General features: G+C 53.1%; 16 protein-coding genes. 9 read left to right on the forward strand and 7 right to left on the reverse strand.

The annotated features are described in order from the left end of the window. Position 1 precedes the first annotated feature (1 nt). Positions 2-331, reverse strand: coding sequence for a PadR family transcriptional regulator (locus J7E85_RS22455; RefSeq protein ID WP_009595865.1), 330 nt, complete (start codon positions 329-331; stop codon positions 2-4). A gap of 462 nt (positions 332-793) precedes the next feature. Then, a complete protein-coding gene (locus J7E85_RS22460; RefSeq protein WP_215161687.1) occupies positions 794-1,330 on the reverse strand; it encodes an NAD(P)H-dependent oxidoreductase in 537 nt (178 codons plus the stop codon). A gap of 162 nt (positions 1,331-1,492) precedes the next feature. Here J7E85_RS22460 and J7E85_RS22465 point away from each other — a divergent pair, with 162 nt between their 5' ends. The 8 genes from J7E85_RS22465 to J7E85_RS22500 all read left to right on the forward strand — a co-directional run bounded on the left by J7E85_RS22465 (position 1,493) and on the right by J7E85_RS22500 (position 8,627). Then, entirely contained in the window at positions 1,493-2,194 is a 702-nt protein-coding gene (locus J7E85_RS22465) for a dihydroorotate dehydrogenase electron transfer subunit (protein ID WP_215161689.1), read from the forward strand. Beyond that, complete coding sequence (locus J7E85_RS22470) at positions 2,175-3,107, forward strand: dihydroorotate dehydrogenase (protein WP_215161691.1); 933 nt, start codon at positions 2,175-2,177, stop codon at positions 3,105-3,107. The genes J7E85_RS22465 and J7E85_RS22470 overlap by 20 nt, the downstream gene beginning before the upstream one ends. Positions 3,108-3,265: 158 nt before the next feature. Further along, positions 3,266-4,174: an FMN-binding protein gene (locus J7E85_RS22475; protein WP_215161693.1), complete on the forward strand. Its 909-nt coding sequence runs from the start codon at positions 3,266-3,268 to the stop codon at positions 4,172-4,174. A 49-nt stretch (positions 4,175-4,223) separates the two neighbouring features. Beyond that, complete coding sequence (locus J7E85_RS22480) at positions 4,224-6,098, forward strand: FAD-dependent oxidoreductase (RefSeq protein ID WP_215161695.1); 1,875 nt, start codon at positions 4,224-4,226, stop codon at positions 6,096-6,098. Between the two features lie 119 nt (positions 6,099-6,217). Next, positions 6,218-6,655 carry a hypothetical protein gene (locus tag J7E85_RS22485; protein ID WP_098741555.1) on the forward strand — a complete coding sequence of 146 codons (438 nt, stop codon included), beginning with the start codon at positions 6,218-6,220 and terminating at the stop codon, positions 6,653-6,655. Between the two features lie 31 nt (positions 6,656-6,686). Next, a complete protein-coding gene (locus J7E85_RS22490; protein WP_215161697.1) occupies positions 6,687-7,691 on the forward strand; it encodes a polyprenyl synthetase family protein in 1,005 nt (334 codons plus the stop codon). Positions 7,692-7,859: 168 nt separating this feature from the next. Next, positions 7,860-8,162: a PCYCGC motif-containing (lipo)protein gene (locus tag J7E85_RS22495; RefSeq protein ID WP_251035955.1), complete on the forward strand. Its 303-nt coding sequence runs from the start codon at positions 7,860-7,862 to the stop codon at positions 8,160-8,162. Positions 8,163-8,345: 183 nt separating this feature from the next. Beyond that, complete coding sequence (locus J7E85_RS22500) at positions 8,346-8,627, forward strand: hypothetical protein (protein ID WP_353049548.1); 282 nt, start codon at positions 8,346-8,348, stop codon at positions 8,625-8,627. Between the two features lie 63 nt (positions 8,628-8,690). On the opposite strand, the gene J7E85_RS22505 is transcribed toward J7E85_RS22500, so the two are convergent. Genes J7E85_RS22505 through J7E85_RS22525 form a run of 5 tightly spaced genes read right to left on the reverse strand, consistent with a single transcriptional unit; the run spans position 8,691 to position 12,126 of the window. Continuing rightward, positions 8,691-9,482, reverse strand: a complete 792-nt coding sequence (locus J7E85_RS22505) for an energy-coupling factor transporter transmembrane component T family protein (RefSeq protein ID WP_215161698.1) — start codon at positions 9,480-9,482, stop codon at positions 8,691-8,693. A gap of 36 nt (positions 9,483-9,518) precedes the next feature. Continuing rightward, positions 9,519-10,376 (reverse strand): ATP-binding cassette domain-containing protein, encoded by an 858-nt coding sequence (locus tag J7E85_RS22510; RefSeq protein ID WP_215161700.1) that lies wholly within the window; start codon positions 10,374-10,376, stop codon positions 9,519-9,521. Beyond that, entirely contained in the window at positions 10,325-11,200 is an 876-nt protein-coding gene (locus tag J7E85_RS22515) for an energy-coupling factor transporter ATPase (RefSeq protein ID WP_215161701.1), read from the reverse strand. Before J7E85_RS22515 ends, J7E85_RS22510 begins: the two co-directional genes overlap by 52 nt. A 16-nt stretch (positions 11,201-11,216) precedes the next feature. Further along, complete coding sequence (locus tag J7E85_RS22520; RefSeq protein ID WP_098741549.1) at positions 11,217-11,762, reverse strand: Gx transporter family protein; 546 nt, start codon at positions 11,760-11,762, stop codon at positions 11,217-11,219. Beyond that, positions 11,746-12,126, reverse strand: coding sequence for a NusG domain II-containing protein (locus J7E85_RS22525; RefSeq protein ID WP_098741548.1), 381 nt, complete (start codon positions 12,124-12,126; stop codon positions 11,746-11,748). Before J7E85_RS22525 ends, J7E85_RS22520 begins: the two co-directional genes overlap by 17 nt. A gap of 159 nt (positions 12,127-12,285) precedes the next feature. On the opposite strand from J7E85_RS22525, the gene J7E85_RS22530 reads away from it, so the two are divergent. Next, positions 12,286-13,350: an FAD:protein FMN transferase gene (locus J7E85_RS22530; RefSeq protein WP_215161703.1), complete on the forward strand. Its 1,065-nt coding sequence runs from the start codon at positions 12,286-12,288 to the stop codon at positions 13,348-13,350. Positions 13,351-13,370 lie beyond the last annotated feature (20 nt).

Consider the following 13,370-nt stretch of genomic DNA (forward strand, 5'->3'; position numbering starts at 1 on the left):
GCTAGCTTCCCTCCCCGATGACCGTATCCACCGCCGTACGGAATTTGACCCACTCCTTGGTCTTCTCATGGAGCTGCTCCCTGCCGCGCTCGGTAATCCGGTAATATTTCCGTTTGCGTCCATCATGCTGGCTCCAGGAGGAATCCAGCCAACCTTCCGCCTCCAGCGTGTGCAGAATCGGGTATAACGTGCCTTCCTTCATCAGGAACACCCCATCCGAGCTTTGCTCAATCTCCTTGATCAGCTCGTACCCGTACATTTCCCGCTTGTTTAATACGGTAAGCAATAAAATGACGGTACTGCCTTTCAGCAGCTCCTTGTTAATGCCCATTCGCCCTATCACTCCAATACCTAGATAATCTATGTATCGTAAATCTATGTATACGAGTATAAAATAAGAGTCTTCACAATGCAACGAATGTTTTCGAATTATCGGGCGCTCCGTCACATCTGCCTTCTAATCAACAAATCGTGGCGTTCGTCGCACCTCCCTTTCTATAAGAACAGCATCCCAGCCTATAAACAGATGTGCAGCATTCCCAGAAGAATCTCCCCTGGATCGCTCGGAATATGCCGGAATCTGCGGAAATTTGCCAGTACACCGAAAAGCCCGGCAGCTTCTGCCGCCAGGCTAATTTATCAGCAATTCAGTTTTTCCTTTTCACGAATGGATAAACACGCTTGATTCGTTCATGATTTTCGCGTGGAACAACATGCCTCTGGAAAACGGCCGAATTCGTGAATATTAATTCGAACCATCACTTCAGCAGCTGCACGCTTTCAATAGCAACCCTTACCTGGATCTCACCACTCCTGTAACGTGCAACGCAAAATCCTCCGCATGACGCCGCAGCTCTTCATCCGTTAGCTGCATGGCATTATGAACAGTAAATACCGGCAAGTAAATCGCGCCTACCAGGCTGGCCGTCACCTCATAGGGCCGGGTTAGCTCTTCCACCGTGTAGCGGTTGTATCCTTCGCTGCCGTAGGCCTCCGCAGCTCCGCCGGTCGTAATGGCTACGCCCCACTCTTTTCCCTGGAGTTTGTCTCCGCCCGGACCATACGCCCATCCGAAGGTTAGCACCTCGTCGAACCAATGCTTCAAAAGGGGCGGTGAACTGTACCACCAGAAAGGGAATTGAAACACGATACGGTCATGCTGGAGCAGCAATTGATGTTCGGCCTCGATATCGATATGTCCATCCGGATAACGCTGATAGAGGTCATGCACTGTCACCTCATGATTATCTCTCACCGTCTCGGTTAGTTCGCGATTGATCCGTGACCTCTCATGCAGACCCGGATGTGCAACAATCACCAGTGTTCTCATGTATGATCCCCACCTTTTTTGTCTCGTGTATGTATACAAAAGGTATCAAGCCCGAATAACGCCCGAATATGAGAAATGTCACAGGTAGCGTTATCGGTCTGTGATACTGTAGCAAGGAACATAGCGGGCGGAAAAAGTACGCCAAGGGAGGAGAATAAGAACGTGGCCCTTGTTATTCAAAATGTCAGACTGGCTCATCGCATCTATCGACTTACCGTTCAAGGCAGCTATTCGGCACGAATGGGGCAGTTCTTCATGCTTCGCTGCTGGGATACCTATCCCGTGCTGTCACGACCGATCAGCGTTCATAACCTGACGGAGGACTCCGTTTCCTTCTTGTATCGCGTGCATGGAACAGGCACATGGCTGCTATCGGCGCTTCAAGCGGGTGACAAGATTCAGCTGGAGGGACCTTTTGGACAAGGATTCCCTGAGCCCCAAGGCCGGACGGCACTGGTAGGAGACGGCATTGGTGTAGCCCCGCTGCTGCTGGCAGCTAAGGAAATACCCGAGGCCAACGTATATCTGGGATACACCAGCGTACCTTTCGGAGTCACCGGATTCCACGAGATCAGCCGCAATGTCACCGTCAAATCCGGCGGAACCATTGTAGATGCAGTGGACCCAAGCCGCTATGACACGATATTCGCATGCGGACCGGTTGGCATGATGCACAGTCTGGCCCAAAAAACGGAGAGTACTAACGCCAAGCTTCACGTCTCCATCGAGAAGCGAATGGGCTGCGGCATCGGGGCATGCAACAGCTGCACGTTAACCTCCGCTGGCTCAAGCCGCAAGGTATGCACCGATGGCCCCGTATTTCCGGCGAAGGAGGTGAACTGGAATGATCTCCATCGATTGTGAACTGGCGGGCGTCCCGCTGGCGAATCCGATTTTGGCGGCATCGGGCACGTTCGGATTCGGCAAACCGTATGCGGATCTGTATGCGCTTCGCAAGCTTGGAGGCATTGTGTCCAAGGGACTGACCCTGACCCCACGAATCGGCAATTCTGGAACAAGGCTTTACGAAACGCCATCCGGCATCATGAACAGCATTGGCCTTGAGAATCCGGGCATCCACGCTTTTCTGGAGCATGAATTATCCGAGATGACCTCACACGGGACTGCGGTCATCGTCAATCTTGGCGGCAGCACCATACAGGAATATACGGAGGGCGCCGAGCTGCTTACCGAAGCCAGCCTCAAGTTACGGTCATCCGGCAAACGAGCTGTCGACATAATTGAGCTCAACATCTCCTGCCCCAACATCAAGGAAGGCGGGCTGGCCTTCGGTGTTGAGAATGAGCAGGCTCAAGAGGTAGTTCGCGCAGTCCGGAAAGCGACCACGCTGCCTCTGCTCGTCAAGCTCTCTCCCGGTGCAAGGGATTTGAAGGAAATGGCACGCATGTGTGAAGCTGAAGGTGCTGATGGTCTTTCGCTCATCAATACAATCCAAGCGATGGCGATTGATATTCGGGAACGGCGAAGCGTTTTTGACAGAGCCTACGCCGGGCTGTCCGGGCCGGCAATTAAACCGATCGCGCTCCGCATGGTCCATCAGGTGGCCCGGTCGGTATCCATCCCGGTCGTTGGAATCGGCGGCATCAGCAGCGCCGAGGATATCCTCGAATTCACCATGGCAGGCGCGGCTGCAGTACAGATCGGAACCTACAACTTCATCAACTTGCGGGCCGGCGATACCCTGGCCGAAGAATTGATTGAATTGATGGAAAGTGAAGGCATCTATTCACTGGATGACATTCGAGGCATTATCTGACCTATGATCCTTCATAGATAATCAACAGGATGACCTCGAACATGAAGCACCGACACTATTTGTGATTTTTTTCACCGATAACTATTCTTTTTAAGAATAAAATGAACTCAAGAACAATATTTGTGAAGTAATTCACAAAATCATAGGAGGAAACCAGAATGAAAAGGACACTCTCTCTATCCCTCTCCGTCATGTTGATGTTTGCGCTGCTTGTCGGCTGCGGAGGCAACGGTGACAATGAGCCCGTTAATACGGACAAATCAGCAGAGAGCCAAAACACGGATAACACAAGTAATGCGGAACAGCCTGCACAAGAAGGAACCCTGCAGGACGGCTTATATTACGCTGAAGGCGAGTTTGCCGAAGACTCCGGCTGGAAAGAACTCGTTGCGATTAAGGTCGAAGGCGGCAAGATCGTCAGCGCCAACTGGAACGGGATTCATAAGGACGGCGGCTTGGACAAAAAGACATTTTCCGAAAAAGGCTTCTACGGCATGAAGGAAAAAGGCGGCGCTCAAGCAGAATGGCATGAGCAGGCAGCTAAAATGGAGGAATACCTGGTGGCTCAGCAGTCGGTTGAAGGCTTGACCTTGAACGATGAAGGCCGCACGGATGCCGTGTCCGGAGTATCGATCCATGTCAACGGATTTACGGAACTGGCAGCAAAAGCGCTGGCGGCGGGACCTGTTGAAGCAGGACCATACAAAGACGGCAGCTATCACGCAGAAGCGGCAGATTTCGACACTAATTCCGGCTGGAAAGAAACCGTCGACGTTACCGTTATTAACGGCAAGATTGCCACGGTTAGCTGGAACGGCGTTCACAAAGACGGCGGTACCGATAAAGTTACCCGTTCCAAATCCGGAGAGTACGGCATGAAGAACGGCGGAGCTCAATCCGAATGGCATGAACAGGCGTATCAAGCCGAGCAGTATTTGATTGAAAAGCAAGATCCGCAAGCAATCGTAACGGCTGAAGACGGCAAAACCGATGCCATCTCCGGTGTGTCGATCCACGTCAGCGGATTTGTAGAGCTGGCAACGAAAGCACTCGAAGGCGCCAAATAAGCACAAGAGCGATAGATATAAGACAACTATTCCTTGAGGGGAGATTCGCATGAAACAGATTATCGTGCTGGGCGGCGGATATGGCGGTATACTTACCGCCAAGAAGCTGGCTAAACGACTGCGCAAACAGAAAGATTTGCGGATAACACTCATCGACCGCAAGCCGTATCATACACTGCTGACCGAGCTGCATGAAGTGGCCGCGAATCGGGTCGAAGAAGATTCCATCAAAATCGATCTAAAAAAAGTGTTCTCCGGATTCCGCAATGTAGACGTGGTGCTGGATGAAATCGGCGGCATTGACTTTGACGGTCAAACACTCCGTGGAGAGAAACAAACTTATAACTATGATTATCTGGTCATCGGGACAGGCAGCAAGCCAACCTTCTTCGGCATACCGGGCGCAGATCAACACGCCTTTACCTTATGGTCGTATGATGATGCGGTCCGCTTGAAGGAACACACCCTGAATATGTTCCGAAAAGCTGTGCTGGAGCGCGACCCGCAGGTCCGCAAAGAAATGCTGACCTTTGTTGTGGTCGGCGGTGGATTCACCGGGGTCGAAATGATCGGCGAGCTGGCCGAATTCACTCAACAATTATGTAAAGAGTTCTACGTCGATCCAAGCGAGGTTACACTTCATGTCGCCGACATGGTCGACAAGATCCTGCCGATCCTGCCCGAACCGTTAATCCGCAAAGCCGAGAAACGGCTGCGCAAAATGGACGTCAATATCATCACAGGCTCGAAGATTACAGAAGTTAAACCGGACGGCGTTACCGTCGGCGGCAATGACATCAAATCCCGTACGGTTATCTGGACCGCGGGGGTTGAGGGTTCCGACGTAGTTGGCAATATGGATGTCGAGCAAAAAGGCCGCAAGCGTATTTTGACCAACGACAAGCTTCAAGTTCCTGCCCATCCGAACGTTTATGTCGTCGGGGACAATATTTTCTACATTCCTGAGGGCGCGGCTGCACCCGTACCTCAAATGGTAGAAAATGCGGAACTCGCAGCCCCAGTCATCGCACATAACATTGTGGCTGAACTATTGAACAAACCGATGAAATCCTACAAACCGACGTTCCACGGGACGATGGTGTGTATCGGCAGCCGCTACGGAGTAGCTAACGTGGGTGTTCCTGGCCACATGTTCAGGCTCAGCGGCTTCATGGCTATGCTGGTCAAACATATGATCAATATGCTCTATCTGTTCCAGGTTTGCGGCTTCAACAAGGTATACCATTACCTGCTGCATGAATTCTTCCATGTTCGGAACAATCGCAGCTTCGTGGGGGGACATTTTGCCAAACGGTCTCCGAATTTCTGGCTCGTTCCGCTGCGGATTTTTGCCGGATGGATGTGGCTCTCTCAGGGATGGGATAAAATCCACAAGATTATTGAGGATCCGAATAAGGTGTTCCTTATTCCTGCCAAAGTAGCCGATGGCGTAAGCGCAGCGTCTGCTGCCGGCGCCGATGCTGCCGGAGCTGGAGCGGCTGACGCGGTCTCCGCCGCCTCCGCTTATACCGCAGAAGCGGTATCCGCCCTGCCGGTTCCGGGTTTCATGAAATCCATTGTCGATTGGTCGATGGACCTGATGTTTTACACCGGCGACGGTGGTTATACTTCGCTCGCCTATGTGTTTCAGACCTCGATGGTCCTGGCTGAGCTGATCGTCGGCATCCTGCTGATCGTCGGATTGTTCACGGCACCTGCAGCCGTAGCTAGCGTTGCCATGGGCGCGATGGTTTGGGTATCAGGTATGGCACCTAACGAAATGCTGTGGTATTTAGCAGCTGGGATCGCCTTAATCGGCGGATCGGGCAGCACGTTCGGACTTGACTACTATGTATATCCTTGGCTGAAGAAGGTATGGAAACGAATTCCGATCGTAAGGCGATGGTACGTGTATACGGACTAATCTTTCACCGTTCGAGAGAATCGGCTTGCCTTATCACGCTTGCCGATTCGGTTCATAGGCCGTTATGCCGTCATTCACACTCTTAATCAACACGAGCCTTCCGGAAGGAGTCAATAACGATGGATATGAAGCTATTACAGGATACGATCGACCTGCTTCGGTCGCATATCGATTCCGGAACGGATATCGATTGGATGGAGATGGATAACAGGCCGGTGAGGGACATTGCCGATATGCTCAACGCTTATGAACTGGCCTATTCCCGGAAAATGACGGTGCTGGCATGCTGCATCCTGATTCATTCCGCGCTAAGCAAGCACGGCAAGCTGCAGGCACAGGATAACGAGAGATTGACGCGCATGCTGCTGGACGGCGATTATTTAACCGGGCTTATGTACCGGATTGCCGTCAAACGGAAGGAATGGAAGCTGCTGTCCCGGCTTCTCCCCTTCCATAAACGCATGCAGCTGAATCTAATGAAGAACGTTTCACCCGAAATCCTGCTTAAAGAGCTGAAGCGCGAAATCCGCAGCTATCTGGAGCAACGGAGCGCGTAAGGAGCCATCTGGGAAAGGAGCGATGATGCAAATGAACATTCATAACCAAATGGGAGTGGATCTCGCTTCCTTCGACAACCTGCTCCGGGAGGTGGTCACCTCAGACCGTGACCTCACTCCTCCCTCTGTTGTGCTGAGCAGCGTCATAGATCTCATTGACGCCGGCGGCAAGCGGCTGCGTCCGCTCATGGTCGTGCTCGGTAGCCGTTTCGGGGAAAGCGTGCATGAGCCGGCCGTCATGAAAACCGCCGTGCTGCTTGAATATTTACACATGGCCTCGCTGGTACACGATGACATCATCGATCAATCCGATATGCGGCGAGGCATGCCGACCCTGCATGAAACCACGGATGTCCAGACGGCCGTGCACATCGGCAACTACATGATTGCCCGTGCCATCGAATGGGCTGCGGGTAATCCGAATGACGAGTCAGACAGGAGCAGTGAAGATGTCTCCGAGGAGGATGCTTACCGGTTAGCCGAACTTGCGGCTCTGGTAACCGAGCTCTGTATGGGAGAATACGATCAGCTGCACCACCGCTTTAACTATGAACTGAGGCTGGCGCAGTATTTGGAGAAAACGCGCTGCAAAACCGCCCTGCTGATGGCCCACTGCCTGAAAGCGGGCGCGGAAGCAGCCAAAGCGGATGCGAGAACCGCTGAACGGCTGTTTCAATTCGGGGAGTCGCTCGGCATGGCATTTCAAATCCGGGATGACCTGCTCGATTTCACGAAGCCCAAGGAGGCCATCGGCAAGCCGGCTGGCGCAGACCTGCGAAACGGCAACATTACGCTGCCGGTGATATACGCCCTAAACGATCCAGCCCTTGCACCTGGAATCAGACAGCTTGGCCCCCACTCTGCAGCGGCTGACATGGATGAAGTCATCCACCGCATTGCCGCAAGCAGCGCCATTGAGCAAAGCGAGGCGCTTGCCCGATCGTATGCGGAACAGGCTCAGCGGATGATCGGCGACTTTACAGATCATCCCGCCCAGCATGATTTGCAGGTACTGCTCCATTATTTTCTGCCCTAAAGACATGAATCCATATACTCAAAATGAACAGGGATGCATCCATCATGGATGCATCCCTGTTCGATATGAAAGGATATTGCAGAACATGTCCTATATGCGGAAAAGCTTGCAGGCCGATCCAACGGAAAAAGTGCCTACCTGGTGAATCCCGATGCGCCTCTTCCGCACATGTCTAGCGTGAAGGAATACAATGCAGCGATCCTCCACGCCAGCCACTTGGCCTATATGCCCTGCTTCTGCGGATGCGGGGATGCTGGCCACAGCAGTAACCTCAATTGCTACTATGCTCAAGAGGACGATGGCCGGCTCACGCCAACCACGCACGCCAAGTTCTGCCAAACCTGCCTGGACATTACGAACATGTACCTGGGCGGCAGACAGCAAGGGCTTAGCCTGAAGGAAATCCGGCAGTCCGTGGACCAGGCCTACCAGGGGATCGAACCGACCAATACGCCGATGCGGATGCATTAATGCGGATGACAGAAAACATCGCTCCTGTTCGGAGCCGTGTTTTTTATAGTTTCATTCTCTACAAGCTGTATTGTAAGCTCACAAAAAAAGATGGGCCAAATAGCCAATTCACATAGTCAATTACATATTATAACTTTACGTTTGACATGATTCTCATCTATGATTTGACCGGGTAAGTCATCCGTGGATGGTATACATAAAGATACGGATCAGCGACAAGATTCAAATGTAGAGGAGACCGCGGCCTCAAACCAAAAAGTATGCTTGACCCTCCCAAACGGGGCAACCTATTACGGAGAAGTGAAGAATAACAAACCCCACGGGAAAGGCACCATGAGATGGGGACCTTCCAATGTATACAGCTGCGATTGGTACAATGGACAAAGATCCGGCACAGGCAAATACATATCGGATAGGCTTCCTGAGGATATGAGAATTGTAGTGTTTGTGAAGCCTTCCCTATAAAATTCGAGTAAAATAAACCGCAGTCCTTAAGGACCTGCGGTTTTCATTTCCTTCAAGCCCCAATTACAGCAGCGCGGCTGCGGCCACGGGCAGCAGGAACAATGCGACAAACAGCGTATCCGCCCGCTTCCATACAAAGGCCCTGAACCTGCTTCGCGGCGCACCCAGCCGGTAGCCTCTGGCTTCCATGGAATCGGCAAGCCCGATGGCTCGCCGGAACGCGCCTGTCGTTACAGGCACCAGCAGGGCAATGATCAGCCGTGCCTTCTCCTTTAGCGACCGCGACGACAGGTCCAGTCCCCTGGACTGCTGTGCCTTCCACAGCCGCTCCGCTTCCTCGAAGATGGTCGGAATGAACCGGAGGGCAATACCGAGCATCAGCACCAGCCGATCAGTCGGCACGCCGATATAGGTCAGGGGCCGCAGGAGGCTGCCGAGCCCCTGGGCCAACTGCTCCGGCTGGGTCGTGAAGGTCAGCACCGCCGCCAACATGATGAAGAGCGCCATCCGTGATGCGGACACGATGCCTTTTTCCAATCCGCCGGCATACACCTTGAACGCACCCACATCCAGCAGTTTCCCGCCTCCCGCGTCATAAAGAAGGTGAAATACCAGGATGAACAATATTAGGAACATCAGCGGCTTCATGGCTATAATGAAATAACGGTACGGGATTCTCGTAGCCCGGATTACCGCCGCAGTGAACAGCAGCAGCGCGAGCACCCCCATATATCCGTCTACCAGGAACACGGCTACCATAAAGAGCGGCATGGCAGCCGTCTTGGCACGCGGATCCAGACGATGAACCCATGAATCACCTTCCATATATCGGCCCAGGATGATTTTTCGTTTCATCCATGCTTCCTCCTTTCGCCTCTGCTTCGCCCTGCCCTATATTTCAAGCTGGCTTGCGTACCAATCCGCCAGCGCCGCCGCATCCGGTGGCATCTCCGGAGGCTGTACTCCAAGCTGGGCTGCCAGCTTGCCCGCCATCCGCACGGACGACGGAGCCATCAGTCCCGCCTGCTCCAGCACCTCCTGCCGGTGTACCAACTCTTTGGCCGTTCCTTGAAATACGACGCTGCCATCTTTAATTACAACGAACTCGTCCGCATAGGCCACGACTTCCTCCAACCGGTGGGTGACGATGAGAACCGTCTTGCCTTGGGTGCTCGTTAATCCATGCAGCCGCTCCATCAAATCCTCACGGCTGGCAGGATCGAGGGAGGCCGTAGGCTCATCCAAAGCCAAAATGTCGGGGTCAGCCGCCAGTACGGCAGCTACGGCCGCTTTTCGCATCTGGCCCGAGCTTAATTTGAAAGGACTCTGTGCCAGCAGCTCCTCGTCTAATCCGACGAAGGAAGCCGCTCTACGGACCGCCTCGGCAGCTTCGGCTGGACTCCGCCCGAAATTAAGCGGCCCGAACAGCAAATCTTTCTCCACCGTCTCTTCAAACAGCTGCTGCTCCGGGTATTGGAACACCAGGCCGACGCGTTGCCGCAGACCGGCAGGGATTTTCTTGCTGTCCCCCGATTCAAGGCGAAAATCCAATATGCGAATCAAGCCCTCATCTGCCCGTATCAATCCGTTCATATGCTGGAGAAGTGTTGATTTTCCTGAACCCGGCGCACCGAGGACGGCAATCATTCTGCCTTCCTCCAGTTCCAGATTAAGACCGTCGAGTCCAAGAATAGGACTCATCCCCCGGTCCCGGTAGCGGTAAGAAACCTCTTCGAATGATATGACCATAACGCCTCCAGCACCTCCTTCTCCCTAACCAGCTCACCGATATCAATCCCCCGCGCCTTCAGCTCCCTGCATAGCTGGAGGGCAAAAGGAACCTTTAGCCTGCAACGTTGGAGCAGCTCTTCCTGCAGCAGCAGCTCCCTTGGACTTCCGTCTGCCGTCACTATCCCGCCATCCAACACAATCATCCGGTCTGCTTCGGCCATCTCCTCTACGTCATGGGTGATGGAGATGATGGTATATCGGCCTTCGGCATGCATGGTTCTCATGAAACCCAGCAGCTCATTCTTAGCCTTCTCATCCAGCATGGAAGCTGCCTCGTCCAAGACAATAATAGAAGGCTCCATCGCCAGCACGGCGGCAATGGCAGCGCGCTGCTTCTGTCCACCGGACAAAGTAGCCGGATGGCGGTGGAGCAGATGGACGATATCCAGCCGCTCCGCATAGGTCCGAATCCGCTGCAGCATCTCTTCCCGGCTCAGGCACAGATTTTCCAGGCCAAACGCAATATCATCCTCTACGGTGAGGCCGACAAACTGATCGTCAGGGTTGGCAAACACCATGCCAATATGACGGCGAATTTCACCCAGCGTACGGCCGTTCAATTCCAGCCCATCAATAAGAATGCGTCCCCGACTCATGAGGAGAAGACCGTTTAACAGGCGAATCAACGTGGACTTGCCTGCCCCGTTCCTTCCGGCGATGCATACCCACTGCCCTTGGGGGATCGCCAGCGAGACGTCCTTGAGCACGTTCGTACAGCCCTGACCGTAATATACATGCTTGAGTTGGACCGCGTGCTCTGACTTATCGGTTATGTCCACCATGCCTAGCGCCTCCTCCTTAACTTTCCGTGTGAAACATGCCAAACGGATCGATACGTCGCAGGGATTCGATCAGATGTTTTGCAGCCCATCCCACAAATATCCCCGTCACTACACCCGCCCCGAGCAAAAATGGCAAGTAATAATAAATTTTGGTTGTTCCCAATACCAGCGAGGCTGCCGTTAATTGGCCAATATTATGAGCAATGCCACCTGCGATGCTCACGCCGGTTAAACTGAAATTATGGCCCCCGAGCCTAAGCATGACATACATCACCAGAAAACTCGCCAGCGCGCCGAACATACTGAACAGGAAGGTCGAGAAGCTTCCGAGTATAAAGGCCGTCAGCAATGTCTTTAAAACGATAAGCCACAGGGCATCTCTGCCCCCTAGGCAGACTAGACAGGTCAGCACCAAAATATTGCCTAGTCCCAGCTTGGCACCGGGTATCGTGACCGCGAATGGAATCAGGGCCTCCACAATGCCAAGCACCACCGATAAGGAGGCGCAGATGGCGATTACGACCAGCTTGCGGAGTGCATGGGGATCAGGAGACAACGGCATCCGGCTCACTTCCTTCAACTTGATCTCCAGTCACTTCTACAAACACCCGATTGGGCAAACATACAATGGTGCCATGAACATCGTGAACGTGACCGAACCCAATGCAGAGCTGATCCGGACAATCCGACTCGACCATCTCGATCCCCTCGCGGGAGACCCTCAAGAGGTTATATCCCCGTTCTGTCCGGATTTCTATATCTCGGGGCTCTTCCGTAAGCGCCACCGTATCATAATGCTTTCCATTCACCTCGATCATGGCATAGGTTCCCTGCGCCGCTCCGTCTTCTCCCATAAACTTGGATATTCCAAACCAGGCGACAACCGCTATCAGCACGAGCGCTATTCCAATATCTCCGCGTTTCATCAGCATCTCTCCACTTCGCTTTGCTTATCTTCATTATCAGGGCTGCACCAAGTGCCAGAAATGATTTTTCTCACATTCAGCAAGGGAAGGGTCTGATACGCTGAGATCATCGGAACTCGATTGAGAACAGCATCAGAACTGAAAAGAGGAGGCACTGTCATGTATAGGAAGCTTCTTTCCTACAGCAACCTGTTGATCATGCTCACCCTGTTGATGACGGGATCGATTGGCTGCACAACCACAGCAGATCAGAAGGTAGCCGCCAGCAACGAACCGGCAACCGAACGTTACTTTATATTCGATACCATTGTAAGTCTCCGCGTTTACGATGAACGGATGACGTCCCAGCATTTCGATGAGGTAGGCGCACTGCTGGAGCGGATCGACCAACGCATGAACCGGCAGCTGGCGGACAGCGAGATTGATCGGGTCAATCAAGCGGCGGGCAAGTCCGAAGTGAGCGTATCCGAGGAAACCTTCAAGGTTGTCCAAACCGCCATCGATTACGCGGCGGCTTCCGGCGGACATTTCGAACCGACCGTAGGCCCGCTTGTCGACCTCTGGGGCATTGGCGGTGAACACCCCGCTGTGCCGGAAGAGGATGAGCTGGATGAAGCCATGAAGAGAATGAACTATAAGGATGTCATTTTGAATCCGGCATCCCATGCCATTCTGCTGAAGAAAGAAGGAATGTCGCTGGATCTGGGGGCCATCGCCAAAGGATATGCGGCGGACGTCATTGCGGATTATTTGCAGCAGCAGGATTTCCATTCGGCCATCATCGACCTTGGGGGCAACATCCTTGCCATGGGATCGAAACCGGACGGTTCACCGTGGAATATCGGCATCCAGGATCCCGGAGAAAAGCGCGGGCAGCATCTGGGAACACTGGAGGTCGTCAATAAGACAATCGTAACCTCCGGCGTGTACGAGCGCTTCTTCGAAGCAAACGGAAAAGTGTATCACCATATTCTGAGCCCCTTCACCGGTTATCCGGTCGATAATGACCTGCTCAGCGTAACGATTGTGACCGACACGTCCATGGACGCCGACGCCATGTCAACTTCCGTCTTCTCGCTTGGACTAACGGAAGGACGGCAGTTCGTCGAGAGCCGCGACGATGCCGAAGCTATTTTTGTTACCACTGATCATCAAATCTATCTCACCTCAGGTCTGACCCATGCATTCAAACTGACCAATGACGATTATCAGCTTGCCGAATAAACTTATGGAAGGAGAAGATC

Origin of the sequence: Paenibacillus sp. ISL-20 (assembly GCF_018613005.1) — a bacterium.
In the GTDB taxonomy this organism is placed as follows: domain Bacteria; phylum Bacillota; class Bacilli; order Paenibacillales; family Paenibacillaceae; genus Paenibacillus_AQ.